At 62.1% G+C, this 26,960-nt stretch carries 23 protein-coding genes; 13 read left to right on the top strand and 10 right to left on the bottom strand.

Going from position 1 to position 26,960, the window contains the following annotated elements; translation table 11 throughout:
* The first annotated feature begins 172 nt into the window (after nucleotides 1–172).
* The 5 genes from AD670_RS18175 to AD670_RS18155 all read left to right on the top strand — a co-directional run bounded on the left by AD670_RS18175 (nucleotide 173) and on the right by AD670_RS18155 (nucleotide 5,368).
* Nucleotides 173–1,423 carry a ribonucleotide-diphosphate reductase subunit beta gene (locus AD670_RS18175; RefSeq protein WP_053135327.1) on the top strand — a complete coding sequence of 417 codons (1,251 nt, stop codon included), beginning with the start codon at nucleotides 173–175 and terminating at the stop codon, nucleotides 1,421–1,423.
* A 52-nt stretch (nucleotides 1,424–1,475) separates the two neighbouring features.
* Nucleotides 1,476–1,967 carry a DUF1289 domain-containing protein gene (locus AD670_RS18170; RefSeq protein ID WP_053135350.1) on the top strand — a complete coding sequence of 164 codons (492 nt, stop codon included), beginning with the start codon at nucleotides 1,476–1,478 and terminating at the stop codon, nucleotides 1,965–1,967.
* Nucleotides 1,968–2,060: 93 nt separating this feature from the next.
* Nucleotides 2,061–2,987 (top strand): class I SAM-dependent methyltransferase, encoded by a 927-nt coding sequence (locus AD670_RS18165; RefSeq protein ID WP_053135324.1) that lies wholly within the window; start codon nucleotides 2,061–2,063, stop codon nucleotides 2,985–2,987.
* A gap of 148 nt (nucleotides 2,988–3,135) precedes the next feature.
* Nucleotides 3,136–3,852 (top strand): phosphatidylcholine synthase, encoded by a 717-nt coding sequence (gene pcsA / locus AD670_RS18160; protein ID WP_053135320.1) that lies wholly within the window; start codon nucleotides 3,136–3,138, stop codon nucleotides 3,850–3,852.
* A gap of 736 nt (nucleotides 3,853–4,588) precedes the next feature.
* Complete coding sequence (locus AD670_RS18155; RefSeq protein ID WP_053135318.1) at nucleotides 4,589–5,368, top strand: TSUP family transporter; 780 nt, start codon at nucleotides 4,589–4,591, stop codon at nucleotides 5,366–5,368.
* On the opposite strand, the gene nudC is transcribed toward AD670_RS18155, so the two are convergent.
* Nucleotides 5,336–6,169, bottom strand: a complete 834-nt coding sequence (gene nudC / locus AD670_RS18150) for an NAD(+) diphosphatase (RefSeq protein ID WP_053135314.1) — start codon at nucleotides 6,167–6,169, stop codon at nucleotides 5,336–5,338. The two genes, AD670_RS18155 and nudC, sit on opposite strands and share 33 nt — an antisense overlap.
* Before the next feature lie 5 nt (nucleotides 6,170–6,174).
* Nucleotides 6,175–6,987: a crotonase/enoyl-CoA hydratase family protein gene (locus tag AD670_RS18145; RefSeq protein WP_053135311.1), complete on the bottom strand. Its 813-nt coding sequence runs from the start codon at nucleotides 6,985–6,987 to the stop codon at nucleotides 6,175–6,177.
* Nucleotides 6,988–7,172: 185 nt separating this feature from the next.
* On the opposite strand from AD670_RS18145, the gene AD670_RS18140 reads away from it, so the two are divergent.
* From AD670_RS18140 to AD670_RS18130, 3 genes are all read left to right on the top strand, one after another.
* A complete protein-coding gene (locus tag AD670_RS18140; protein WP_053135308.1) occupies nucleotides 7,173–7,727 on the top strand; it encodes a UPF0149 family protein in 555 nt (184 codons plus the stop codon).
* Between the two features lie 90 nt (nucleotides 7,728–7,817).
* Nucleotides 7,818–9,074: a 3-phosphoshikimate 1-carboxyvinyltransferase gene (gene aroA / locus AD670_RS18135; RefSeq protein ID WP_053135305.1), complete on the top strand. Its 1,257-nt coding sequence runs from the start codon at nucleotides 7,818–7,820 to the stop codon at nucleotides 9,072–9,074.
* 32 nt (nucleotides 9,075–9,106) lie between these two features.
* Nucleotides 9,107–9,496 carry a hypothetical protein gene (locus AD670_RS18130; protein ID WP_053135303.1) on the top strand — a complete coding sequence of 130 codons (390 nt, stop codon included), beginning with the start codon at nucleotides 9,107–9,109 and terminating at the stop codon, nucleotides 9,494–9,496.
* Nucleotide 9,497: 1 nt separating this feature from the next.
* Here the strand turns inward: AD670_RS18130 and AD670_RS18125 are convergent, their stop codons facing one another.
* Nucleotides 9,498–10,097, bottom strand: coding sequence for an NAD(P)H-dependent oxidoreductase (locus tag AD670_RS18125; protein WP_053135298.1), 600 nt, complete (start codon nucleotides 10,095–10,097; stop codon nucleotides 9,498–9,500).
* Nucleotides 10,098–10,169: 72 nt separating this feature from the next.
* On the opposite strand from AD670_RS18125, the gene AD670_RS18120 reads away from it, so the two are divergent.
* Nucleotides 10,170–10,763, top strand: coding sequence for a TetR/AcrR family transcriptional regulator (locus AD670_RS18120; RefSeq protein WP_053135293.1), 594 nt, complete (start codon nucleotides 10,170–10,172; stop codon nucleotides 10,761–10,763).
* Between the two features lie 174 nt (nucleotides 10,764–10,937).
* Here the strand turns inward: AD670_RS18120 and AD670_RS18115 are convergent, their stop codons facing one another.
* Both AD670_RS18115 and AD670_RS18110 read right to left on the bottom strand, forming a co-directional pair.
* Nucleotides 10,938–11,603: a GNAT family N-acetyltransferase gene (locus AD670_RS18115; protein WP_053135290.1), complete on the bottom strand. Its 666-nt coding sequence runs from the start codon at nucleotides 11,601–11,603 to the stop codon at nucleotides 10,938–10,940.
* 56 nt (nucleotides 11,604–11,659) lie between these two features.
* A complete protein-coding gene (locus AD670_RS18110; protein WP_053135289.1) occupies nucleotides 11,660–12,544 on the bottom strand; it encodes a LysR family transcriptional regulator in 885 nt (294 codons plus the stop codon).
* Nucleotides 12,545–12,657: 113 nt separating this feature from the next.
* On the opposite strand from AD670_RS18110, the gene AD670_RS18105 reads away from it, so the two are divergent.
* From AD670_RS18105 to AD670_RS18095, 3 genes are all read left to right on the top strand, one after another.
* A complete protein-coding gene (locus tag AD670_RS18105; protein WP_053135286.1) occupies nucleotides 12,658–13,866 on the top strand; it encodes an MFS transporter in 1,209 nt (402 codons plus the stop codon).
* Between the two features lie 81 nt (nucleotides 13,867–13,947).
* Complete coding sequence (locus AD670_RS18100; RefSeq protein WP_053135283.1) at nucleotides 13,948–14,799, top strand: CAP domain-containing protein; 852 nt, start codon at nucleotides 13,948–13,950, stop codon at nucleotides 14,797–14,799.
* Nucleotides 14,800–14,970: 171 nt separating this feature from the next.
* Nucleotides 14,971–17,157 (top strand): GAF domain-containing protein, encoded by a 2,187-nt coding sequence (locus tag AD670_RS18095; protein WP_053135280.1) that lies wholly within the window; start codon nucleotides 14,971–14,973, stop codon nucleotides 17,155–17,157.
* Between the two features lie 8 nt (nucleotides 17,158–17,165).
* Here the strand turns inward: AD670_RS18095 and AD670_RS18090 are convergent, their stop codons facing one another.
* From AD670_RS18090 to AD670_RS18075, 4 genes are all read right to left on the bottom strand, one after another.
* Nucleotides 17,166–18,332, bottom strand: coding sequence for a diguanylate cyclase (locus tag AD670_RS18090; protein ID WP_053135278.1), 1,167 nt, complete (start codon nucleotides 18,330–18,332; stop codon nucleotides 17,166–17,168).
* A gap of 51 nt (nucleotides 18,333–18,383) precedes the next feature.
* Nucleotides 18,384–20,621 (bottom strand): 1,4-alpha-glucan branching protein GlgB, encoded by a 2,238-nt coding sequence (gene glgB / locus AD670_RS18085; RefSeq protein ID WP_053135276.1) that lies wholly within the window; start codon nucleotides 20,619–20,621, stop codon nucleotides 18,384–18,386.
* On the bottom strand, nucleotides 20,618–23,965 hold the full coding sequence (treS, locus tag AD670_RS18080; protein WP_053135272.1) for a maltose alpha-D-glucosyltransferase: 3,348 nt from the start codon (nucleotides 23,963–23,965) through the stop codon (nucleotides 20,618–20,620). The genes glgB and treS overlap by 4 nt, the downstream gene beginning before the upstream one ends.
* A 93-nt stretch (nucleotides 23,966–24,058) precedes the next feature.
* The gene (locus AD670_RS18075) at nucleotides 24,059–26,047 is read right to left on the bottom strand and encodes an alpha-1,4-glucan--maltose-1-phosphate maltosyltransferase (protein ID WP_053135269.1); all 1,989 of its coding nucleotides are present in this window, start codon (nucleotides 26,045–26,047) and stop codon (nucleotides 24,059–24,061) included.
* Between the two features lie 204 nt (nucleotides 26,048–26,251).
* Here AD670_RS18075 and AD670_RS31690 point away from each other — a divergent pair, with 204 nt between their 5' ends.
* The gene (locus AD670_RS31690; RefSeq protein WP_172681496.1) at nucleotides 26,252–26,428 is read left to right on the top strand and encodes a hypothetical protein; all 177 of its coding nucleotides are present in this window, start codon (nucleotides 26,252–26,254) and stop codon (nucleotides 26,426–26,428) included.
* Here the strand turns inward: AD670_RS31690 and AD670_RS18070 are convergent.
* Nucleotides 26,406–26,897 carry an MgtC/SapB family protein gene (locus AD670_RS18070; protein WP_053135266.1) on the bottom strand — a complete coding sequence of 164 codons (492 nt, stop codon included), beginning with the start codon at nucleotides 26,895–26,897 and terminating at the stop codon, nucleotides 26,406–26,408. The genes AD670_RS31690 and AD670_RS18070 overlap by 23 nt on opposite strands.
* Between the last annotated feature and the right edge of the window lie 63 nt (nucleotides 26,898–26,960).

Here is a 26,960-nt window from a genome sequence, read left to right as displayed (position 1 = left end):
TTGTGTTACACACCATATAGTGTGCCCACAAACAGAACAGACCACTACATAGTGTGCAGTATCGGTATTTACCGACCACACTCTGCGCAGCATTTCAATGCCTGTAGCCTGCAAATCGAATTTTTTGGACGGGGTCAAACACCGTCAGAACAGAACAGAAGGGAGTATTTCAATGCTGAGTTGGGATGAAGTCGACAACGAGGACACCGGTGCAGCAGTGATCAAGGGCGCCAACGCCGGCCACGCCAGCGAAGCCAACATGGACCGCCTCGACGGCGCCGGCGCCGCTGCTGCCCTGGAAGCGCGCAATGTAACTGCCAACGACTCCGCCGCCATCGTGCGCGCCAAGGCCGCCCTGGACAAACTCGACGTCGCCGAAGGCCTCGCCGAACTCGAAGGCGCCTCCGCCCGCGTCGCCGTTGACGAAAAGCGCATGATCAACTGCCGCGCCGACCTCAACCAGCTCGTACCCTTCAAGTACGACTGGGCCTGGCAGAAGTACCTCGACGGCTGCGCCAACCACTGGATGCCGCAAGAGGTCAACATGACCGCCGACATCGCCCTGTGGAAAAACCCCGAAGGCCTGACCGACGACGAACGCCGCATCGTCATGCGCAACCTCGGCTTCTTCTCCACTGCGGATTCGTTGGTCGCCAACAACCTGGTCCTGGCCGTGTACCGCCTGATCACCAACCCGGAGTGCCGCCAGTACATCCTGCGCCAGGCCTTCGAAGAAGCGATCCACACCCACGCCTACCAGTACTGCATCGAATCGCTGGCCATGGATGAAGGCGAGATCTTCAACATGTACCACGAGATCCCATCGGTCGCCAAAAAGGCAGCCTGGGGCCTGAAATACACCCGTTCGATCTCCGATCCAAAGTTCGAAACCGGCACCGTCGACACCGACAAGGAACTGCTGCGCAACCTGGTCGCCTACTACTGCGTACTGGAAGGCATCTTCTTCTACTGCGGCTTCACCCAGATCCTCTCCATGGGCCGCCGCAACAAAATGACCGGCGTGGCCGAGCAGTTCCAGTACATCCTGCGCGATGAGTCGATGCACCTGAACTTCGGTATCGACGTGATCAACCAGATCAAAATCGAAAACCCACATTTGTGGGATGCCGAGATGAAGGAAGAAGCGACCCAGATGATCCTGCAGGGGACTCAGCTGGAGATTGAATACGCGCGGGATACCATGCCGCGTGGGGTGTTGGGGATGAACGCGGCGATGATGGAGGATTACCTCAAGTTCATCGCTAACCGTCGCCTGTCGCAGATCGGCTTGAAGGAAGAGTATCCGGGGACGACTAACCCGTTCCCGTGGATGAGCGAGATCATGGACTTGAAGAAAGAGAAAAACTTCTTCGAAACTCGCGTCATCGAGTACCAGACCGGCGGCGCGCTGAGCTGGGATTGAAAAAAAACGGCCCCTTTGTGGGGCCGTGTTGTTTCACTTGTCGACGTTTTTTATGCCCAATCAAACCATCAAGACGCCCTGCATAGGCCTGTGTTCCACCGTTTACGGCGACCTGGTCTGCCGGGGCTGCAAGCGTTATCACCACGAAGTGATCCAGTGGAATGGCTACAACGCCGAGGAAAAACAGGCAGTGTGGCTGCGCCTCGAACAATTGCTGGTGCAGGTAATGGTCAGCAAACTGGAAGTGCTCGACCCGCAGCGCCTGCGCCAGCAATTGGAGGACCGCAAGATTCGCTTTATGCCGCACCAGTCGCCTTATTGCTGGGCGTATCAGCTGATTGCCCGGGGCGCGCGGGTGATATCCAAGTTGGATGCCTATGGGTTGGCGTTGTTGCCGGAGTTTCGCGAACGCAATCTCACGGATTTGCGCGATGCGATCGACCGCGAGTTTTTCCTGCTGTCCGAGGCGCATTACGAGCGGTATATCGCACCTGGTTTTATCCGCGAAGTGTTTGGCCAGCCCCTCATAGCCAGCAGCCTATGATCCCTGATAGCGGCTACGGGGTATTTTTTCAGCTCCCCGCAAACGCTGCCATTGTGGTTAAAATGCCGCCCGCTCAATGACCGACGCTTAACGATGACCCCAGACGCACTCGCTACCCTGCACGCCCACCTGCTCACCGCCCTGGCCAGCGCCCCTGCTGAAACCCGGCGCCTGTTCCACGGCCGTGGCCGTTGCTGGCCGGGCCTGGAGCAATTGACGGTGGACTGGCTGCAAGGCGTGGTCCTGGTGGCGCTGTTCAAGGAGCCCGAAGCGACCCACCTGGATGCGTTGAAACAGCGGTTGATCGACATCGACTGGGCTCAATTCGGCGCCCACACCGTGGCCCTGCAACACCGCTACCTGCCGCAAAGCACCACCGAATGGCTGGTGGGTGCAGCCATCGACGAGTTGACCATCACCGAAGGCGGCCTGCGTTACCTGATCGACCTGGGTAAGAAGCAGAACAGCGGGTTGTTCCTCGACATGCGCTATGGCCGCAACTGGGTGCGCGAGCACGCCAAGGGCCTGCGGGTGCTCAACCTGTTTGCCTACACCTGCGGGTTCTCGGTCGCGGCCATCGAAGGCGGCGCCGAGCACGTGGTGAACCTGGACATGGCCCGTGGCGCCCTGAGCCGCGGCCGCGACAATCACCGCCTGAATGGTCACGACCTGAGCAAGGTCACCTTCCTCGGCCACGACTTGTTCAAATCCTGGGCCAAGGTCACCAACAGCGGCCCTTACGACTTGGTGATCATCGACCCGCCATCCTTTCAGAGGGGCAGTTTCCTGCTGACCAAGGACTACCAGCGCGTACTGCGCCGCCTGCCGGATTTGCTCACGGCCCAGGGCACTGTGCTGGCGTGCATGAATGACCCGGCCTTCGGCGAAGACTTCCTGATCGACGGCGTCACCCGCGAAGCACCGGGCCTGCGCTTTATTGAACGGCTGCAAAATCCACCGGAATTTCCGGATATCGACGCGCAAAGTGGCTTGAAGGCGCTGGTGTTCCGTCAAGGCTGATGCCGAAACGTCCTACGCTTGCTACGCTAAGAGATACACCGGGTGGTGAACCTTATCCCCCCCTTCCCGGTCGATACCTGCATCCCCCGGCCAGACTCGACGGCGTCACGTTGTCGGCTGCCCCGTTCCACCTTTTGGAGAACCGCCCGTGATATCGACCCTGCATGTAGCCAGAATCAAAGCCTGGGGCGCCCACGGCTTTACCGCCACCGGTGTGGTATTGGCCTTCCTGGCCACCCTGGCGTTGCTGGAAAACTCACCCAAGGCCTGCCTGCTCTGGCTAGGCCTGGCACTGGTGGTAGACGGCGTCGACGGCTCCCTGGCGCGGCGGGTGAATGTCAGCACGGTATTGCCCAGCTTTGACGGCTCGGTATTGGACCTGGTGATCGATTACCTCACCTACGTGTTTATCCCGGCACTGTTTATCTACCGCTATATCGACCTGCCGGACTTTACCCACCTGTTCACGGTGTCGGTGATCCTGGTGTCGTCGCTGTTCTGTTTCTGCAACGTGAACATGAAGAGCAAGGACAACTATTTCGTCGGCTTCCCCGCGGCCTGGAACGTGGTGGCGTTGTGCGTTTACATCATCCAGCCCGCCGCCTGGGTCACCTTGCTCACGGTGATCGGCCTGGCCCTGCTGACCGTGACGCCGATGAAGTTCCTGCACCCGTTCCGGGTCAAGCGGTTCATGCCGATCAATATCGCGGTGACCACCATCTGGTTGCTGTGCAGCTTTTTGATGGTGGTGGATTATCCCAACACCAACCCGTGGACGTTTGGGTTGTGGTCGGTGATGTCGGCGTATTTCCTCGGAATTTGCGTGTGGCGCACGGCGCTGGAGTGGTTGGGAACTCACAAATAGCCAACTGACACACCGTGGGCAAAATGTGGGTGGGGGCTTGTCCTCGATGGCGGCCTCTGGGCCGACCATGTTGTTGGTTTTGACCGAGTGCATATCCGTTGCTGCGGTCACGGCTACCTATGGTTCCGCCCTTACGGCGGGTCACTTTGGAAAAGCCCCAAAGTAACCAAAAGGCTCTTGCCCCACCACTCGGTACCTCGCCTAGGCTCGGTATGCCCGAACGAAGGCTTGCTGACTTCGTCAGCGGTTAAGGAAGTAGAAGCCACACCGCGTACGCTTCAAAGATCAGGTCGGCTTTAAGGCCGCCTCGCTTTGTTTTTGATCTGGAATCGCCCCGTCAAACACGCTGGCCGAACGTGGGCTTTGGAGCGTGGGTAACCCGGCAGGACGCCGGGTTAGCCGCGCTGGGCCAAGGATGGCCCATCGCGGCGGCCCACGCTCCAAAGCCTGCGTTCGGGCACACCGAGCCTAGGCGAGGTGCCGAGTGTTGGGGCGTAAGCGTTTTTGGTTACTTTTGGCGCTCTTCCAAAAGTGACCCGCTGTAAGAGCGGAACCCTAAGCAGCCGTTACCGCAGCAACGGATATGTACTCGATCAAAACCAACGACATGGTCGGCCCGAAGGCCGCCACGGAAACAAGCCCCCTCCCACATTTGGTTCTGCGTACAACAGGCAGGTAAGATGGCAGCCCTTCGCACAGCGCTTTGCTGCGCACTGCCAACCATAAGCCCTGCCCAATGCCTTTCGAACTCAGCGTAGACCTCACCACCCTCGCCATCCTCGCCGTCGTGGCCTTTATCGCCGGCTTTATCGACGCCATCGCCGGTGGCGGTGGCCTGCTCACCACCCCGGCGCTGCTCACCGCCGGGATGCCGCCCCATTTGGTACTGGGCACCAACAAGCTCAGTTCCACCTTCGGCTCGGCCACGGCCAGCTTCACCTTCTATCGCCGCAAGCTGTTCCACCCGCGCCAGTGGGTGCATGCGATCGTCGGCACCTTGATCGGTGCGTTGGCCGGTGCGGTGGTTGCCCACTACCTGCCCGCCGAAACCCTGAACAAAATGCTCCCGGTGATCGTATTCGGTTGCGGCGTGTATTTGCTGTTCGGTGGCACGCCCAAGGCGCCGCTGGACGCCGACGCGCCGATCAAGAAGAAATGGCAAGGCGCCCAGGGTTTCGGCCTGGGCTTCTACGACGGCGTGGCCGGCCCCGGTACCGGTGCGTTCTGGACCGTGAGCACCATGCTGTTGCACCCCATCGACCTGGTGAAGGCCAGCGGCGTGGCGCGCAGCATGAACTTCGTCAGCAACGCGGCGGCGTTGTCGGTGTTTATCTTCAACGGCTCGGTGGATTGGATCGTCGGCCTGGCGATGGGCGTGTCGGTGATGTGTGGCGCGTTCTTTGGCGCCCGCAGCGCGATCAGCGGCGGCGCCAAGTTCATTCGTCCGGTGTTTATCACCGTGGTCCTCGGCCTGACGGTGCGCCTAGCCTGGCAGCACTGGTTCAGCGTGGCCTAAGCGGCGGGCCACATAGAGGTCGATCAGGTAACGCGCAATCGAGCGTGACGCCGGCAACGGCGGCAGGTCGTGGATGCTGAACCACTGCGCATCTTCGATCTCGTCGGCCTGGGGCACGATGTCGCCACCGGCGTACTCGGCATGGAAGCCCAGCATCATCGAATGGGGGAACGGCCAGCACTGGCTGCCCATGTACTGGATGTTCCTGACCTCCACCTGCACTTCCTCGCGCACCTCGCGGATCAGGCAGTCTTCGGCTGACTCACCCGGCTCGGCAAAGCCCGCCAAGGTGCTGTAGACCCCGGTGACAAACCGCGGCGAGCGCGCCAGCAGGATCTCGTCGCCACGGGTCACCAGCACGATCATGCTCGGCGAAATCCGTGGGTAGCTGCGCAGGTCGCAGGCCTGGCAGTACATTGCCCGCTCCCGTGGCACCTGGACCATGGCCTGGCCGCAACTGCCGCAGAACCGATGCTCGCGTGCCCAGGTGCCGATCTGCGCGGCGTAGCCCAGCACTTTGTACAGGGTGTGATCACCTTGCAGCATGAAGCCGCGCAGGCCCTGCCAACTGCATCCTTGCACTTCGCCCGCCGAGTCGAGTTCCAGCAGGTACACCGGCTCACCGTCGAGGTGGCCGATGCCGTGTTCGGCAAACACCGAAAGGTCCTGGCGCTTGAGCCATTCCCGAGGGAACAGCGGGCCATTGGCGTCATGCAAAAAGCCGTCGCGGCTGCGGGCGACGGCCCAGCCGCCGGGGGCGTCGTTGTCCAGCAGCGTTGTGGTAATCCAGCCTGGGGTCATGTCAGTCAATCCACGAATTCGGGTTTCTGCTTACTCATATGGGCCGCAATGGCCAAGCGCAGGTCGTTGGATTGCAACATAGCCGAGTTCCAGGTGGCAACGTATTCCAGACCGTCATTGACCGTATGGTCACGCATGTAGCTGATCATGGCTTTGGTGCCGGTGACCGCAATCGGCGACTTGGCGGCGATTTCATGGGCGATCTCGAACACGCCGGCCAACAGGCTTTCCTGATCGGCATACACACGATTGACCAGGCCGATGCTGCGCGCTTCCTCGGCGCCGAACTGGCGGCCGGTGTAGGCCAGCTCACGCAGCATGCCGTCGCCGATGATGCGTGGCAGGCGTTGCAGGGTGCCGACGTCAGCAGCCATGCCGATATCGATTTCCTTGATCGAGAATTGCGCGTCTTCAGCGGCGTAGCGCATGTCGCAGGCGCTGATCAGGTCGATGGCGCCACCGATGCAGTAACCCTGGATCGCCGCCAGTACCGGTTTGCGGCAGTTGTCGACAGCGTTGAACGAGGCTTGCAGTTCCAGAATCTTGCGGCGCAACAGGCGTGCATTGCGGCCCACATCCTTGCCGAGATCGTTGGCCACCGAGGCCAGCATCATCAGGTCGATGCCAGAGGAAAAATGCTTGCCGGCGCCGCTGAGGACCACGGCACGCACGGCATCGGTGTCTTCGATCCACTGGAAGATATCGATGATCTCGGTCCAGAACGCGGCGTTCATCGCGTTGATCTTTTCCGGGCGGTTGATCTGCACATGGGCAACGTTGCCGCTGAGTTCGACGACGAAAGCTTGGTATTCGGACATGGCAGTGATCCCTGACTGGCGAGTGATAAGGCCCGAACTATAACAAGGGTGCGCCACGGCGCATCGGCCAAAAGCGGGACTGGCAACGGGGATTGAAAAGACGCTGGATAAAAGCCCCGGCACACGCCATCCTTCGCGCTTTAAGCCGCCCCATCAGCGGCGTTCGACGTTTAAAGGATATGCCCATGCACGCCCAACCCCTCGCCCCCGCCGATTTCGAACTCATCGAAGAAACCCTGTTGAAGTACGGCGACGACCATTCGGTGCTGAACCTGGCCGAACTCGACGGCTACTTCACCGCATTGGTGTCCAGCCCCGCTCAGGTGGATATTGCAGAGTGGTTCCCGGCGATCTGGGGTGGGCAGAACCCGGAGTGGGAAAGCGCCGAGGAGGCCAAGCAGTTCCTGGACCTGTGCGTGCGTCATATCAACACCTTGGCCGCACAACTGGCGACTGACGCCAAGGCCTTCAAGGCACGCTTCGATGAAACCGAACACCAGGGCCAAGTCGTGACCCTCGCCGAAGAATGGTGCTTTGGTTATATCCGTGGCGCCGCTATCGGCATTTGGCCTGAGTTGCCCGTGGAGCAGGCAGCGAACCTGGAGAAAATCTCCTGGTGCGCCGAGCAGGACAATTTCGAATTGCCGGCCGACCTGGATGTGGCGCTGCATCAACAACGGGCCAGCGATATCGAACCGGCGGCACGGGCACTGCACGATTACTGGTTGAGCAAGCGCTAGACCTCGACAAGCACCGCACCTTTGGCCGATTATTCGGGTCCGCCCGTCGGCCACTCCGTACCACCTTGCCTTGATCAGGAGCCTTGCACCTTGAGTTCGCAGAAAACCGTGACCGTTACACCGCCCAACTTCCCCCTGAACGGCAAGGTCGCGCCCCCCGGCTCCAAATCCATTACCAACCGCGCCTTGCTGCTGGCGGCCCTGGCCAAAGGCACCAGCCGCCTGAGCGGAGCCTTGAAGAGCGATGACACCCGGCATATGTCGGTGGCCCTGCGCCAGATGGGCGTGACCATTGATGAGCCGGACGACACCACCTTCGTGGTCACCGGCCAAGGCAAGCTGCAATTGCCTGCGCAGCCGTTGTTCCTCGGCAATGCCGGCACCGCGATGCGCTTTCTCACCGCCGCCGTCGCCACGGTTGAAGGCACCGTGGTGCTGGACGGCGACGACTATATGCAAAAACGCCCGATCGGCCCGCTGCTGGCCACCCTCGGCCAGAACGGTATCCAGGTCGACAGCCCGACCGGTTGCCCACCGGTGACCGTGCACGGCGTGGGCAAGGTCCAGGCCAAGCGCTTCGAGATCGACGGTGGCTTGTCCAGCCAGTACGTCTCGGCCCTGTTGATGCTCGCCGCCTGCGGCGCAGCGCCGATTGAAGTGGCGCTGACCGGCAAGGACATCGGTGCCCGTGGCTATGTGGACCTGACCCTGGACTGCATGCGGGCCTTCGGCGCCCAGGTCGATGTGGTCGACGACACCACCTGGCGCGTGGCCCCTACCGGCTACACCGCCCATGACTACCTGATCGAACCCGACGCTTCCGCCGCCACCTACTTGTGGGCGGCTGAAGTGCTGACCGGTGGCCGCATCGACATCGGCGTGGCCGCGCAGGATTTCACCCAGCCGGACGCCAAGGCCCAGGCTGTGATTGCGCAGTTCCCGAATATGCCGGCCACCGTGGTCGGCTCGCAGATGCAGGACGCGATCCCGACCCTGGCGGTGCTGGCCGCCTTCAACAACACCCCGGTGCGCTTTACTGAACTGGCCAACCTGCGGGTCAAGGAATGTGATCGCGTACAGGCACTGCATGACGGCCTCAATGAGATCCGTCCGGGCCTCGCCACCATTGAAGGCGACGACTTGCTGGTCGCGGCCGACCCTGCGCTGGCCGGCACCTCGTGCAAGGCACTGATCGATACCCACGCCGACCACCGCATCGCCATGTGCTTTGCGCTGGCGGGGTTGAAAGTCGCAGGGATCCGCATTCAGGACCCGGACTGCGTGGCCAAGACCTATCCTGGGTACTGGAAGGCCCTGGGCAGCCTTGGGGTCGCGCTGAGCTACTGACTCACCGGCGTCGGAATGGGGAGGTAAGGATCATGACAATTCGCCAACCCTGCCCACCCGGCGCCTGTGTCTGCGAGCGTGAACAACTGCTGGAAGCCCCCGGCGCCGACCTGCGTATCCTCAGCCTGACCCGCCAGGAAGAAAAACGCCTGATCGAGCGCCTTGAAAACCTGCAAAGCCTGCAAGACCTGGAGCGCATGCAACAGCGGATGCATGAGCTATTGGGCATCCGCGTGCATGTCGCACCGGGGCACACCGAGGTCAAGAGCATGCGCGGTATCCAGATTGTCATCGACGAACTGCCAGGCATGTGCCGCAAGACCCGGCAATCAATCCCGGCGGCGATTCGCCGGGGCCTGGAGAAAAACCCGGAAATTGCCTACCGCCTGCTGGATGCCCACGACCTGTTTCGCGACGGTTGAATCAGCCGGCAACCGTCTCGGCCTCGAACAGTCTCTGCCCCACCGCCTTCGCCGTTTTCAAATGCGCTGCGGCCGCGCCGCCTTCAGAGTCCAGCAACAGCTCGGACGTCACCACCTTCGCCCCGCAGTAATCGAAGATGCCGTAGTCGATCTGGGTGCGCATCGCCTTGGCATAGCCATGGCGCTCAAATGCGCTGTCATCCGCACCGCCGAGGGCCAGCAAGTGCACCTGCATGTGCCGCAGTTTTTTCACCACCGGCGTGTCCGGGCGGTAATCGATCGCCCAGCCGTTGACGAACACGCGGTCGACCCAGCCCTTGAGCAGGCCTGGCAGCGACCACCAGTAGATCGGGAACGCCAGCACCAGGGCATCGGCGCGGTCCAGTCGCGCCTGCTCGGCCAGCACGTCGGCCGGTGGTGTAGCGTGGCTGCGGTGTACTCGATGGTCGGCGGCGGTGTAGCGTGGGTCGAAACCTTCGGCGGCGAGGTCGGCGATTTCGTAGGTATGGCCCGCAGCAGTCAGCCCGGCAGCCACCTGCGCGGCCACGGCGTGGGTGAGGGATTGTGGGTCGTGATGGGCGACGACGATGAGTGCGTGCATGACTTTGACTCCCTTTCGGTTTAAGCTACTTTTAGTAAGTTAACGCCGACAAGTTACTTTTGGTATATAACCATGTCAAGCCCTGAATCCCCTGCCCCACGCCGTCGCCTGTCCCGTGAAGATCGCCTGCGCCAATTATTGGATATCGCCTGGCAACTGGTGCGCGAGGAAGGCACCGAAGCCTTGACCCTCGGCCGCCTGGCAGAACTGGCAGGCGTCACCAAGCCAGTGGTCTACGACCATTTCGTCACCCGCGCCGGCTTGCTCGCCGCGCTGTATGAAGACTTCGACGGGCGGCAAAACCAGGTGTTTACCGAGGCCCTCGACGCCAGCGGCGCGACCTTGGCAGAGCGCGCAGGGGTGATTGCCTCGTGCTATGTCGATTGCGTGTTATTGCAGGGGCGGGAAATTCCGGGGGTGATTGCGGCACTGAGCAGCTCGCCGGAGTTGGAAGCGCTCAAGCGCAAATACGAGGCGATTTTTCTCGACAAATGCCGCGCCGCACTGGCGCCCTTTGGCCAGGTTTCACAGCCAGGATTACGCGCGATGCTGGGGGCGGCGGAAGCGTTGTCCGATGCTGCGGCGAGTGGCGAGATCAGCCGGGAAGAAGCGCAAGATGAGTTGCTCGCAACCATCCTGGCAATGGTTAACCGCGCACGGCGCTGAAGACTGAAGACTGAAGAAGCTTCTGTGGCAGACGGGCTTCTGTGGCGAGCGGGCTTGCCCCGCGTTGGGCTGCGTAGCGGCCCCAAAAAAACGGGAGCGCTGCGCACTCCAACGCGGGGCAAGCCCGCTCGCCACAGAAGCCCGCTCGCCACAAAAAAGCCAACCAGGCCCAGGCTAACGCCCTGCCACAAACAACTGGACCTTGCGCGCCAGTTGATCCAAATGCCGATCGCGCTGTTTCTCGGCATCCACCATCGCCCGCTTGCCGTGTTTTTGCAGCAGGTAGGTATGGATCTGCCGCACTTCCAGGGAGCTGTAGATCGGCGCCACGTCCAGCACGCCCATCAAGCCATCGGTGCCGTAGTCCCGCGTATTCATCAGCACCTGGGTGCCGCGCGCGCCGCGCACCTGAAAGCCCATGGCCTCAAACGCCGGGACCTTCTCCACAGCACACGCCAACTCGGCATGGGGATAGCGCGCCAGCACGTCCGCCACCATCCCACGCGCCACACCTTGGCGCCTGAAGCCAGCCTGCACCGCCATAAAGGCGATGCCACAGGCTTCAGGATCGTCTTTCACCGGCAGATACAGGCAAAAGCCAATCACCTGTTCCTCAATCGTCGCCACGATCAACTCAACGGCAATCCCCTTCGACCCGTCCAATGCCTCCAGGTACAGGTGCACCTCAAAGCCGATGGCGTATTGGTAGATGTTGTAAAGCAAGTTGCTCGGCGGCAGCGCGACGCTGCTGATGTCGGTGAGGTTATCCACCACCATCTGCAGGATCTGCGCATTGATGGGCTCGGGGCACGGTGTGGTGTAGCGGGTAAGGCTGAACATGCAGATTCCTGGGGTTTCGCGTCAAGGCAGTGGCGATTGTACCTGTTGCAGGCCGTTTATTGCCCGCACACCTCACGCACACACCCGCGTAACCAGCGGTGGGCCAGGTCGGCATCCAGCCGCGGATGCCAGAGCATCGCCACGGTGAAGGGCGCCAGTGCCAGCGGCAACGCAAAACTGTGCAGGCCTTCGCGCTGATGGGCGGTGTAGCGTTCGGGCACGCTGGCAATCAGGTCGGTGTCGCGGGCCAGGGCGATGGCCGTGGCGAACCCGGCGACGATGGTGCTGATCTGCCGGGTGAGGCCCAACGCTTGCAAGGCATCGTCGACCTGGCCGCGCGCCTGTCCACGACGGGACACATAGACATGCCGACCTTCGGCGAAACGCTGGGCGTTGACCTCGCCCTGGCTGAGCGGATGGCCGCTGCGCACCACACCCACCAGGCGGTCGCGGAACAGCGCCCGGGTCAGCACTTCGGGGCTGGCGGTGGGATCGACCACGCCGGTTTCCAGGTCGACGCTGCCCTCGCGCAGCAGCGTGCTGTCCTTGTCGGTCTTGCTGACGAAACGCAGGCGTACACCGGGTGCTTCCTGTGCGATGCGCGCCAGCAACGCGGGACCGAAGTTTTCGACGAACTCTTCGCTGGTGCGCAAGGTGAAGGTGCGCTCCACCTGGGCCAGGTCCAGGGATTGTGCCGGGCGCAGCACCGCGTGGGCATCTTGCACCAGGCGGCTGACCTGTTCACGCAACGCCAGCGCGCGGGGCGTCGGCACCAGCCCGCGTCCCGCGCGCACCAACAGCGGGTCGCCGGTGGTTTCGCGCAGGCGCGCCAACGCACGGCTCATGGCCGAAGGGCTCAACTGCAAGCGCTTGGCCGCTCGGGCGACACTGCCTTCGGCCAGCAAGACATCCAGGGTGATCAGCAAATTGAGATCGGGCATCGGCGCTCCTCATCAGGCGTTTGATGCAGGTATTAACTGCAAACCCTGCGTCTTCCGCCATGTTAGGCGACGTCGTAGATTTGTGACAGTTGCGTCCACCCAAGGAATCTCCCATGCATACCTCTTCACGCGGCGGCCTTGCCAGCCTGTCGCTGTCCATGTTGCTCGCCTCCCTCGGCACCAGCATCGCGAATGTCGGCCTGCCCAGCCTGGCGCAGGGCTTCGATGTGTCGTTCCACGCCGTGCAATGGGTGGTGCTCGCTTATCTGGTGGCGATCACAGCGGTGATTGTCATGACGGGCCGATTAGGCGATCGCCTGGGCCGTCGCCGGCTGCTGCTCGGCGGGCTGCTGTTGTTTGCGCTGGGCAGTGGGCTGTGTGCGGGTGCGCCCTCGCTGGGCTGGCTGATTGCTGCCCGCCTTCTGCAGGGCCTGGGTGCGGCGAGCATGATGGCAATGGCGCTGGGGATGGTCGGCGACACGGTGACCAAGGAACGCACCGGCCGGGTGATGGGCCTGCTGGGCACGATGTCAGCCGTCGGCACCGCCATGGGCCCCGCCGCTGGCGGGTTATTGCTCAGTGTGTGGGGCTGGCGCGCGCTGTTTCTGGTGGGCATGCCCTTGGGGTTACTCACCGCCTGCCTCGCGTGGCGCTACTTGCCGGTTGATCAACGCCGGGCAGGCGCACCTTTTAGCGTCTGGTCACCGTTGAAGGAAGCACCCTTGCGCACGAGTCTCGCGATGAATGCCTTGGTGGCGGCGGTGATCATGGCGACCTTTGTGGTCGGCCCGTTCTACCTGTCCCAGGGGCTGGGGCTTGACCCGCAATGGATGGGCCTGGCCATGGCCGTTGGGCCCTGTGTCGCGGCGCTCGGCGGTGTACCGGCGGGTCGCCTCACCGACCGCCACGGCTGGCGACCGATGACGTTTGCCGGGCTGGGCCTGCTGTTTTGCGCCGCCATGCTGTTGTCGTTGGCCTCGGGATTGATCGCCTACCTGGCGGGGCTGGTGATTCTGACGGCGGGCTATAGCTTGTTCCAGGCCGCCAACAACACGGCGGTGATGTGCGATGTAGACAGTGCGCGCCGAGGCACGGTCGCAGGCTTGCTCAACCTGTCACGCAATATAGGGCTGATCTTCGGTACCTCGGCCCTGGGGGCGGTGTTCGCCTGGGCAACCCCGGATGTCACCCACGCCACCGCGCAATCCGTGGCGGGCGGCCTGCATGCCACGTTCGCCGTAGCCGTCGGTCTGATCCTGCTGGCCATCGCGATGGCAACGGGCCGCATCCGCGCCGTGAATGCCCCGCAGAATACCCGTTGAGGCAAAAAAACAAAAAAGGCGTTGCGCCAGACGGGGTTACATCGCGCATCATGGGCACTTTCAAGCTCAAGGGTAACGTCCATGCGCGTTCTGTCATTGATGATGGGTCTCACGACGCTGGCCGCCAGTACGGTGTTCTGCGCCAGCGCGATGGCGAATGAAGAAAGTCAACTGGTGCAACAGATCAACCAATACCGCAGCCAGGTGCAACGCTGCGGCGACCAGGGCTCCCAGGAACTGCCTCCCCTGGCCAGCGACACACGGCTGGTGCTGCCCGCCAATAACGTCGGCGACCTGCAGCAGGCGCTGGCCCGGGCGGCGTATCCGATGGTCAACGTCCAGGCCATCAGCCTCTCCGGTCCCAAGGACGCCCAGGCCGCCATGAAAGCCGTGCGCGAGAGTTTCTGCCGGGTGGTGCTGGACCCGCAATTCGTCGACATCGGCGTGAGCAACAGCGGCCAGGACTGGCGCATCGTGCTGGCCCGCCCGTTGCTGTCCAGCGGCCTGGGCGACTGGCAAACCGAAGGCCGCAAACTGCTGGACCTGATCAATACCGCGCGCGCGCAACCGCGCCAATGCGGTACCCAGGAATTTACCGCGACCACCCCGTTGTCGTGGAACGACGAGCTGGCCGGTGCCGCCAACAGCCACACGCGCAACATGGCCAACGGCAATTTCTTCGACCATCTGGACCACGACGGCCGCACCCCTGGCGACCGCGCCGAACTGGCGGGATACATCGCGAAGAACATCGGCGAAAACATCGCCGCCGGCCTGGACACCCCGCGCAAGGTGGTCGACGGCTGGCTCGCCAGCCCCGGCCATTGCGCCAACCTGATGAACCCGCAGTTTCGCGAATTGGGCGCGGCGTATGCCATGGACCCGAAGAGCGATGCGGGCATTTACTGGACCGGTTTATTCGGCGCGCAATAAGGTTGGGCAATCGCCCAACCCAGCCGAGCTTCAGCTGATCAAACGAATGAAGCATCAAATTGCCATCTAACCGATAATTGCGCTGAACTGGCAGCGTTGAAGCGGGTCTGTAGCTGTGCGCCGCATCCTCAACGGCGCGTCGAAGACTCTGAAAAACAAGGTGTTCCCCCAATGATGAATTGGCTGCAAAGCAGCGGCGACATGGCTGAACGGGTGCGCCTGCATGATTGGGCCAATACACCGCTCGGCCCACTGGAGCAGTGGCCAGACGTTTTGAAGACCACGGTCGCGCTGTGTTTTGCGTCGAGCTTTCCCCAGGCGATTGTCTGGGGCCCGCAGTTGATCACGCTCTACAACGACGCGTTTATCCCCATTCTGGGCAGCAAACCCGATGCGCTGGGACGCCCATTCAGCGAAGTGTGGGCCGAGGTGTGGGATGACGTCAGCCCTATCGCCGATGCCGCCTTCAAGGGCCACGCCACCTATATCGAAAACTTCCCCTTGGTGATCGAGCGCGGCCCAAGCCGGGAGCAGGCCTACTTCACCTTCTGCTACAGCCCGATTCGCGACCCCGAAGGCAATGTGGTCGGGATGCTCGACACCGTCACCGAGACCACCGCCACGGTGTTCCTGGCGCGCCGCATGGCGGTGCTGGACGCCATCGCCAACGCGGTGGTCAATGCCGCCGATGCCGAGGCCATCATGACCAGCACCACCCGGCTGCTGGCCGAGCACCTGCAAGTGAGCAATTGCGCCTACGCGGACATGGACGCCGATGAAGACGGCTTTACCATTCGTGACAACTGGACCGCGCCCGGCTCGCCCAGCATCATCGGCCGCTACAGCCTGGCGGCGTTCGGCGAGAAGGCGGTCAAATGCCTGCACGACGGCGAGCCCCTGGTGATCCAGGACAACCTGCGCGAGTTGCCGCCCGAAGAGTCCGCCAGCTTCCAGGCCCTGGGAGTGACCGCGACGATCTGCATGCCGCTGATCAAGAACGGGCGCCTGACCGCGCTGATGGCCATACACGACAAAAAACCACGCCCCTGGTCCCCTTACGACCTGGCCTTGCTGCGCGAAGTCACCGAGCGCTCCTGGGCCCATATCGAGCGCGTGCGCGCCGATGCCGAGGTGCGCCAAGGCCTGGCGGCCTACGCCGAACTGAATACCACCCTGGAACAACGCGTCGAAGAACGCACCCTGGCGCTGGCCCAGGCCGAAGCCGCGCTGCGCCAGTCGCAGAAACTCGAAGCCATCGGCCAATTGACCGGCGGCGTGGCCCACGACTTCAACAACCTGCTGACGATCATTCGCTCGTCGGTGGACTTTTTGCGCCAGCCCGACCTGTCGGAGCAGCGCCGCCAGCGCTACATGGGCGCGGTGGCGGATACCGTAGAGCGGGCCAGCAAGCTGACCAGCCAATTGCTCGCCTTTGCCCGTCGCCAACCGCTGAACCCCGAAGTCTTCGACGTCGGTCAGCGGGTACAGAACATTGGCGAGATGCTGGAAAGCGTGACCGGCGCGCGCATTCATGTGCGCGTGGAGATGCCGTCGAAGCCCTGTTTCGCGCGTATCGATGCCAGCCAATTTGAAACCGCCTTGATCAACATCGCCCTCAATGCACGGGACGCGATGGATGGCCAAGGCACCCTCACCCTGCGGGTGGCCGGCGATCAACCGTTGCCATACATTCGCGGCGACGCGGGGTCAGGTCACGGGTACATCGCCATCGCGCTCGCCGACACCGGCCCCGGTATTCCCGAGGACACCGTCGAGCGGATTTTCGAACCGTTCTTCACCACCAAGGCAGTGGGTAAAGGCACTGGCCTGGGCCTGTCGCAAGTCTTTGGGTTCGCCAAGCAGTCGGGGGGCAATATCGATGTGGCCAGCACGCCCGGCCAAGGCAGCGTGTTCACCTTGTACCTGCCCCAGGTCGAAGCGAAGGCAGCGCTGCCAAACAGTCCCCAGGAAAGGCTGGCCGCGTCCCACGACACCGCGCAGTGCCGGGTGCTGATTGTGGAGGACAACCTGGAGGTTGGACGGTTTGCCAGCCAGATTCTTCAAGACCTGGGCTACCAGGCCACTTGGGTGACCGATGCCGAACAAGCCTTGACCTTGGCGGGACCGGATGCGAGGGCCTTCGATGTGATTTTCTCGGACGTGGTCATGCCCGGTATCACCGGCGTCGCCATGGCCAAGCAGCTGCGCCAGCGCCGGGCGGACCTGCCGGTGGTACTGACCTCGGGCTACAGCGAAGAGCTGGCAGACAACGGCTATGACGGTTTCGAGTTCCTGCCCAAGCCTTACTCGGCCGAGCAGGTTTCGCGGGTATTGATCAAGGCCATGCGCAAGGATTGAGCCGCGCCCTACTCCGCCACCGCCACCTGGTTGCGGCCCAACGCCTTGGCCCGGTACAGCGCTTTGTCGGCGGTATTCATAAGGCCGTGCAGGTCCTCATCCACGGCATCGGTGAACGCCACCCCAAGGCTGGCTGAAAGCCCTTTGACGGGCTCGGCCACCAGGCCGGATATCGACTTGACCAGTTGCTCGGCAATGTCCCGTGCGGCTTCCAATGACGTATTGGGCAACAACACTGCAAACTCTTCGCCGCCCAAACGGCCGTACACATCAGCCTTACGGAACGACGCACTGATCACCCCGCCAATCTGGCGCAAGACCTGGTCGCCGGCCTGGTGGCCGTAGGTGTCGTTGATCTGCTTGAAGTGGTCCATGTCCATCATCAGCACGCACAGCGGCTGCTGCTTGTGACGGCATTGCGCGTACAGCACCTGGGCATGTTCGAAAAACGCCCGACGGTTCATCAGGCCGGTCAGCTCATCGGTCTGTGCGGCACGGGTCGAAAGGTGATGGGCGCGTTCCATTTGCCGGCTCAGGCGAAAGGCTTTTTCCAGAGCATCGGACAACTTGCGCGTGGCGCTGACCACAAACGTGGAAAACACCAGCACCGCAATCGCGACGCCGACTTGCATGGGTGACGGCTGAAACAGCAGCCATAGGGTGCAAGGCAACAACACCAGGCCCATGGACACCAGGGTCATGTAGCGATAGGCCGAATAACACGACACGGCGCTGACCGACATGCCCACGGTAAACAGCATCACCAACACCTGGGACAGTCGATCATCGGTGGGCATCAGCGCCAATGCCCCAGCCCCCCAGATGCCGGCGGAGAGCGCCAGGGTCAACCAGTAGCGGCGCTCCCAGCGGTCTGGCGTGCGTTCGCTGTTGGGACAGCGGAACCAGTCCAGGAACATCTTGATCCGCAGCAGCGACGAGGCGCCCAGCAGCACCAGCCATACCAGCATGAACGTGTGGTCGAAGCGTTCCCAGCACAACCAGCAAAGCATCGCTGCCGCCATATAACTGCCGAAAATGGCCGCAAATGACTGGCGAAACAACTGGTGCAAGCGGTCTGTTCGCACCTGCTCCTCTATAAAGCAATCCTGGTCCTGCCCACGCCCAAGGCCATTCATGAAGTTCGCCCGATTCGACTGCCATGACAAAGGCGCCATTGTGGCACCCTGCCAGCAGCGTGGACAACTGAATCCAGCACGGTAGAGCCTTTAACTGGTTTCGGGCCGCAAAATCAGGACCCCCAGCGGCGGCAAATTCAGCGACAGTGATACGGGCTGTCCATGGCGCGGTTCATCCTGGGTAAATACCGCACCGCCGTTACCGAAATTGGAGCCGGCATAGGTATCGGCATCACTGTTGATCACCTCGCTCCAACGGCCGGCGAACGGTACGCCAACCTTATAGGCCTCACGCGGCACCGGGGTGAAGTTGGCCACCACCAACACCGGCCTGCCGTCCTTGCTCCAGCGCAGCCAGGCGTAGACGCTGTTGATCGCGTCATCGCCAATCAGCCATTGGAAGCCCTGGGGCGCGTCATCCTGCTCGTGCAGGGCCGGTTCCTCGCGGTACAGGCGGTTCAAGTCACCGACCAGCTTTTGCACGCCTTTGTGCTCGGCGTACTGCAGCAAGTACCAGTCCAGTTGCTGATCATGGTTCCACTCGCGCCACTGGCCGAATTCGCAGCCCATGAACAGCAGTTTCTTGCCCGGATGCATCCACATGAACGCCAGGTAGGCGCGCAGGTTGGCGAACTTCTGCCAGCGGTCGCCAGGCATCTTGTCGATCAGCGAGTGTTTGCCGTGCACCACTTCATCGTGGGAGATCGGCAGGATGAAACGCTCGGACCACGCATACACCAGGCCGAAGCTCAGCTCGTTATGGTGGTGGGCGCGGTAGACCGGGTCCTGCTGGATGTAATGCAGCGAATCGTGCATCCAGCCCATGTTCCATTTGTAGTTGAAGCCCAGGCCGCCCTGTTGGGTGGGCTGGCTGACGCCGGGCCAGGCGGTGGACTCTTCGGCGATCACCAGCGCGCCTGGGGCTTCCAGCGCCACCACGTCGTTCAAGTGGCGCAGGAAGTCGATGGCTTCCAGGTTCTCGCGCCCGCCATGGCGGTTGGGCACCCATTCGCCGGCCTTGCGCGAATAGTCGCGGTACAGCATCGACGCCACGGCATCCACGCGCAGCCCATCGATATGGAAGTGTTTGAGCCAATGCAACGCCGAGGCCAGCATGAAGCCGTGGACCTCAGTACGCCCCAGGTTGTAGATCAGCGTGTCCCAGTCCTGATGGAAGCCTTCCAGCGGGTTGGCATATTCGTACAGCGCGGTGCCGTCGAATTGCGCCAGGCCGTGGGTATCGGTGGGGAAATGCGCCGGCACCCAGTCGAGGATCACACCGATATCGGCGCGATGCAGTGCGTTGATGAAATAGGCGAAATCTTCCGGCGAACCAAAACGCGCCGTCGGGGCGAACTGCGACAAGGCCTGATAACCCCAGGACCCGCCGAACGGATGTTCCATGATCGGCATCAGCTCAACGTGGGTGAAGCCCAATTGCTGCACATACGGCACCAACCGCTCCGCCAACTCGCGCCAGTTGTACTGGCGCGCCACTTCGCCGGCCTCGTCCAACTCGCACTGCCAGGAGCCCACGTGCAACTCGTAGATCGACAGCGGTGCGGTGGTCTTCTGCCGCTCGACCCGCGATTGCATCCACTCGTGGTCCTGCCAGTCCACCTGCAACGGCGCGGCGACCTTCGAGGCGGTGTCGGGCGGCAACTGGGTCGCCAGCGCCATCGGGTCGGCCTTGAGCGGCAGAATGCCGTTGGCGCCAAGGATTTCGTACTTGTAGGCGGCGCCAGGTTGCAGGCGCGGAATGAAGATTTCCCACACGCCCGACGGATGCCGCAGGCGCATCGGGTGGCGGCGACCGTCCCAGATATTGAAGTCACCCACCACCGAGACCCGCCGCGCATTCGGTGCCCACACGGCAAAACGCACGCCGTCTACGCCATCGACGCTGGTCACCTGGGCGCCCAGGCAACTGCTGAGGTCACGGTGATTGCCTTCGGCAAACAGATACAGGTCCATCTCACCCAGCAACAATTGCTGGAAGCTGTAGGGGTCTTCGGTGATCTGCTCACCGCCGGCCCACTGGATTTTCAGCACGTACGCCTGGCGGGTATGGAACTGCCCGACGAACAGACCCGGCACTTGGGTCGCCTCCAGGCTGCCGATCTGTTCGCCGCCATCGCGGCTCAGCACCTGGACACTCAAGGCTTCCGGCAGGAACGCGCGGATAAATTGCCCGCCCTGCTCGTCATCGTGTGGCCCGAGAATGGAAAACGGGTCGTGGTGCTCGGCGCGCACCAGCGCTTCGACGTCCTTGGACGCCGGCATGGCTGTCAACTTCGGTTGCAGCGGTTCTTTATTCGTAAAGCTCATGACGTCTCCCCACCGCGTGCAGTGTTCGATTTAGATGTAATCCCGCTCAACAACCCGTGCAAGCCCTGTAGAGGCACCGGCAACCAAGTCGGACGGTTTTCCGCTTCGTACGCCACTTCATACGCGGCCTTCTCCAGGCTGAACAACGTCAGCGCGGCGTCCTGGCCCTTGGCATCCTGCCAGTCATGCGCCAGTGTAGACGCAGCGGCCTGATAAGCCTGGATAAATGCCTGGCGTGCTTCTTTCAGGTAGCGATCCGTCACGCGTCTGCGCGCCTGGTCCGCTTCGGGCGAGTGGTCCACCCCTTGTACATTCAAGGCCATCGCCGCCGCGTAGTCGAAGGAGCGCAATACGCCGCTCACATCTTTATACGGGCTGTGCTTGCCGCGTCGTTCATGCAGGGGCCGCGCCGGCTCACCTTCAAAGTCGATCAGATAAGCATCGCCCTTCACCACCAGCACCTGACCCAGGTGCAAGTCACCGTGGACCCGAATGCGCAGTCCACCCAACGTGGCTTTCGCCAGCGCCTGAACCTGCGCGCCGATGGCCTTTTTCTGCGTCAACAATTCACTGACCAGCGCCTGATCGGCCGGGTTCAATTGGGTTTGGTGCAGCTTGAGCAATTGCAGCGCGCGGTCGATCTGCGCGCCAACGTCCTTGGCCCAGGCCTGGGTGTCCTTGGCGGTGGTCAGCTCGGGCTTGAAGTCTTTGTTGGTGGTCTTGGCCCCCAGCACCCCGTGCATTTCACCCAGGCGCTGGCCGAGCAGACCGGCGAAGTCGGCCAGTTCGCCCAGTGCGTTGTAATGCTGTTCCTGTTCAGAGATGGCTTCGGCCAGTTCATCGCGAATGGCACGTTCCAGGTTGTTCTGGGTCCAGGCCCACGCGTCGCCCTGATTGCTCAAGTAACCCTGGGCAATCATCAGCAGGTTGTCCTGGCCTTCGGCATCGTGACGAACCATCGAGCCCAACAGCGGCGAAATATTCGGGTAACCCGCTGCCGTCAGGTAGGCGCTCATCTCCAGCTCCGGGTGCACCCCGGCGCTGACTTTGCGGATCAGCTTGAGCACCAGGCTCTCGCCGACCACCACCGAGCTGTTGGACTGCTCGGCCGACAAGTAGCGCACCTGGGACTCGTCCGTCAGTTGCAGCGTGGCCAGGTGGGGCGTGGCCTCAAAGCGCAGATCACCTTCGCTGGTATTCAATACCGTGCCGGCCTGCAGGCCCTGGATCACCGCGCGAATAAAGTGCTCCAGGCTGAAGGCATCCGTCACCAATCCCACCTGGCGCACCCGTCGGACGCGGGCCAGGGCTAACTGCTGCGGCAAGGCGCTGGTGAACTGGTCCTCACCGAGGAAGCCGAACGGCAGTTGATACCGGCTGACTTGGCCGGCGCTGGTCACGTCAATTTCACTGAGCAGCACAGGGTGCTCGGCGTCGCCGAACCGCACGCCATAGGCGATGCGCACGCTGTCGATCGCGGTGTCCTTGCCGGCGAACCAGCGGCGTTTCGGCAGCCAGGCCGGCAGCGAGGTCTGTTCCAGGGTGGTGCGGCACGGCTCGTCGAGCAGCTCTTCCATGCGTTTCTTCAGAACCAGGGTGGTGAAGTCAGGCATGCTTTGCGCCGGTTCCACATGCCAGCTGGGCATCTGGTTTTCCGCCGCCAGCACGAACCAATAGAAGCCGTAAGGCGCCAGGGTCAGCAGGAAATTCAGCTGGCCGATGGGTGGGAACGCATTGCCGCCAAGCATTTCGACCGGAACCATGCCGGCAAAGGCCGATAGGTCCAGCTCGGCCGCCTGGGCACTGCGCGAGACGTTGGCCACACACAGGATGATTTCGGTACGCCCGTCTTCGCCGGTGAATTCGCGGGTATACGCCAGGATCCGACGGTTGCTCGGCGAGAGCATCTTCAGGCTGCCACGCCCAAACGCCTTGGACTGCTTGCGCACCGCGAGCATGCGTCGGGTCCAGTTCAGCAACGAGTGCGGGTCCTGGGCCTGGGTTTCGACGTTGACCGACAGGTAGCCATATTGCGGGTCCATGATCGGCGGCAGCACCAGGCTGGCCGGGTCGGCGCGGGAGAAACCGCCATTGCGGTCGATGGACCATTGCATCGGCGTGCGCACCCCATCGCGGTCGCCGAGGTAAATGTTGTCGCCCATGCCGATTTCATCACCGTAATACAGGGTCGGCGTGCCGGGCATCGACAGCAGCAGGCTGTTGAGCAACTCCACACGGCGGCGGTCGCGCTCCATCAAGGGCGCCAGGCGCCGGCGAATGCCCAGGTTGATACGTGCGCGACGATCAGCGGCGTAGTAGTTCCACAGGTAGTCACGCTCTTTGTCGGTGACCATTTCCAGGGTCAGTTCATCGTGGTTGCGCAGGAAGATCGCCCACTGGCAATTGGCTGGAATCTCCGGGGTCTGGCGCAGAATATCGGTGATGGGGAAGCGATCTTCCTGGGCCAGCGCCATGTACATGCGCGGCATCAGCGGGAAGTGGAAGGCCATATGGCATTCGTCGCCGTCATCGCCCTTGCGGTCACCGAAATACAGCTGCGTGTCTTCCGGCCACTGGTTGGCTTCGGCGAGCAGCATGCGATCGGGGTAATGGGCGTCGATCTCGGCGCGGATCTGCTTGAGAACGTCGTGGGTTTCCGGCAGGTTTTCGTTGTTGGTGCCATCACGCTCGATCAGGTAGGGGATGGCGTCCAGGCGCAGGCCGTCGATGCCCATGTCCAGCCAATAGCGCATCACCGACAGCACCGCCTTCATCACCTGAGGGTTGTCGAAGTTGAGGTCCGGCTGGTGGGAATAGAAGCGGTGCCAGAAGTACTGGCCGGCGACCGGGTCCCAGGTCCAGTTGGACTTTTCGGTGTCGAGGAAAATGATGCGGGTGCCGTCGTATTTCTGGTCGTCATCGGACCACACGTAGAAGTCCCGCGCCGCCGAGCCCGGCTTGGCCTTGCGTGCCCTCTGGAACCACGGGTGCTGGTCGGAGGTGTGGTTGATCACCAGTTCCGTGATCACCCGCAGCCCGCGCTTGTGGGCCTCGGCGATAAAGCGCTTGGCATCGGCCATGGTCCCGTAGTCGCTGTGCACGCCACGGTATTCGGCGATGTCATAACCGTCATCACGGCGTGGCGAGGGGTAGAACGGCAGCAGCCAGATGGTGTTCACACCCAGGTCGGCGATGTAGTCGAGCTTGGCGATCAGGCCGGGAAAGTCACCGATGCCGTCATTGTTGGAGTCGAAATAGGATTTGACGTGAACCTGGTAGATCACCGCGTCCTTGTACCAGAGCGGGTCTTTGATAAAGGTGGCAGCCTTGGGTTTCTTCGCCATTGGAAACTCCTGAAATTCTCGAAAAATCTTGCAGACTGAACCGGGTCAATGTGGGAGGGGCTTGCCCCCTCCCACAGTTGATCTGCGCAAGACTTAGGAAACAGTGATGCGCCAGATCCCGAACGGCATGTGCGGCTCAAGCCGCATCCACTGGGTCTTGCCGTACCAGGTCCAGCGATGACCGTTCATCAGGTCTTCGCCTTGGGTCTGAGCATCGTCCGGCAGGCCCAATTCCCATAGCGGCAGCTCGAAGTGGGCTTCCTGGGCATTGAACGGGTCGAGGTTGACCGCCACCAGGATGAAGTTGCTGCCATCCTCGCTGCGCTTGCCGAAGTACAGGATGTTGTCGTTCCAGGCGTTGTAGAGCTTCAGGCCCAGGTGGGTCTGCAATGCCGGGTTTTGGCGGCGGATGCGATTGAGCTGGGCGATCTCGGCGATGATATTGCCGGGTGCAGTGAAATCCCTTGGGCGGATCTCGTATTTCTCCGAGTCCAGGTATTCCTCTTTGCCCGGTACGGGTGCCGCTTCGCACAGCTCAAAGCCCGAATACATGCCCCACAGGCCTGAGCCCATGGTGGCGAGCGCCGCGCGGATGAGGAAACCCGGACGTCCTGATTGGTGCAGGAAGCCTGGGTTGATGTCCGGCGTATTGACGAAAAAGTTCGGCCGGTAGCATTCGCGCCACGGCGACTCGTTCAATTGCGTCAGGTACTCGGCCAGCTCGGCCTTGCTATTGCGCCAGGTGAAATAGGTGTAGCTCTGGGAGTAACCGACCTTGCCCAGGCGCGCCATCATCGCCGGGGTGGTGAACGCTTCGGCGAGGAAGATCACCTCGGGGTACTTGGCTCGCACATCGCTGATCAGCCATTGCCAAAAGGGCAGCGGCTTGGTGTGGGGGTTGTCGACCCGAAAGGTCTTCACGCCCTCTTCCACCCAGCCCACCACCACGTCGCGCAGTTCGGTCCACAGGCCCGGGATCGCATCCGCCGCGTAGAAGTCGACGTTGACGATGTCCTGGTACTTCTTCGGCGGGTTCTCGGCGTATTTGATCGTGCCGTCCGGGCGCCAGTTGAACCAGCCCGGGTGCTGCTTGAGCCATGGGTGATCCTGGGAACACTGGATGGCGAAATCCAGCGCGATTTCCAGGCCATGCTCGGCGGCGGCCTGGACCAGGCGACGGAAATCGTCACGGCTGCCCAATTGCGGGTGGATCGCCTCGTGGCCACCCTCCTCGCTGCCGATGGCATACGGGCTGCCTGGATCATCGGGGCCGGCGGTCAGGGAATTATTCTTGCCCTTACGGTGGCTGCGCCCGATCGGATGGATCGGCGGGAAGTACAGCACGTCGAAACCCATGTCATGAATCATCGGCAAACGCGCGTGCACGTCATTAAACGTACCGTGGCGTGCGGGATCGTCGGTGATCGAACGGGGGAACAGCTCGTACCAGCTGGCAAATTGCGCGGCTTCGCGTTCCACATCAATGGGGTACACGGCGCTGATGCTCAAGTAGGCGCGGTGGTCGGCCTGGGTCATCAGGTGTGCACTGTCTTCGTGCAAAAACAGCGCGACCTGCTCGGTTTCCAGCAGGCCGGAGAGTTCGTGGTGCAGCAGCATCAGGCGGTCGCGCAGTTCATTGTCGCTGCGCTCGGCGGCCTGCAACACCAGGCTGCGCCCTTCCTGCAACTCCAGGCTGACCGGCACACCGGCTTCATGCTTCTTGCGCAATTCGTAGCAGAAGCTGGCGAAGGTATCGATCCAGGCCTCTATGCAGTATTCGTGGGGGCCTTGGACGCTGACGGTAAACGCGCCTTCCCAGCCATTGTTGCCCACGTCGTTCATGACCACGCTGTGCCAGCTTTCTTCATGCCGCGCACGCCAGCGGATCAGGACCGCGAGCTTGTCGTGGCCGTCGGCGAATACCTTACTGGTGACATTGACCCGCTGGCCAACCACAGCCTTGACAGCAAATTCGCCGCCGTCGATCACGGGTGAGGTGCTTTCTATCGCGATCCTGGGCAACAACAGCGCCTGGGACAGCGGCAATATGGAATCTTCTGGAGCCAGTGTTTCAGCAGTCATCGAGCATCTTCCCCTTACGCCCTGTGGACGCTCTTTGCTTGATCCGAATTCTGATACGGCAGCGCTCTCCCTGAGCAGGGCCGCTATAGGTCCGAGCTTGGGCCGAGGTTAAAAGTTCAGGTGGATGTACCGCCATTGGGCGGGGAATCAATTCGCATCGGCGGATGTCCACCGGTAGAGCAAAGCACAAAGGAGGCCACACCGATGAATATCCCGATCCCTGCAGAAACCCCGGACCCGAATATCGACAACCCGACCCTGCCGCCCACCGAGCCATCACCGATTCCCGAGAAGGAACCGCCGGAAAATGAGCCGCCACCGGTGGAAGAACCGCCGACGACCATGCCGCCGGTGATCGTCAGTCCTTCTCGAACCGCTTGACGATTTTTGGCATCACACTGAACACCGCCAATGCAAGCAAGGTACTCAGCACCGCTGTCGATTCCCGACCCAACCCGGCCGAGACCCCAATCGCAGCGGTCATCCACAAACCCGCCGCGGTGGTCAGGCCTTTCACATGCCCTTCTTCATCATCCTTGCCTTTGATGATGGTACCGGCCCCCAGGAACCCAATCCCGGCAATCACGCCCTGCACCACGCGGCTCATGGCATCCGCCTGATTGCCGGACATCTGCGGCACCAGCACAAACAGCGCCGCGCCCAAGGCCACCAGCATGTGGGTGCGCACACCCGCCGCCTTGCCCTTGCTCTCGCGCTCAAAGCCAAGGATGCCGCCAAGGATCGCTGCGATCAGCAGGCGCACGGTGATTTGTGTCACTTGCTTCGCATCGCCGATATCGGCGAATTCGGCTTGCAGGGTTTGCCACACTTCGTGCCACCAGGCGTTCATGGATGCCGTCCGTTGTCTTTGTCGGTAAAGGATGGACAGCGGCGACCGCCAGTCAGTTGCCTT

The organism is Pseudomonas sp. MIACH (assembly GCF_001269925.1).
Taxonomy (GTDB): Bacteria; Pseudomonadota; Gammaproteobacteria; order Pseudomonadales; family Pseudomonadaceae; genus Aquipseudomonas.
The sequence above is the reverse complement of the archived record's forward strand: the minus strand, read 5'-3'. Positions and strand labels throughout refer to the sequence as shown.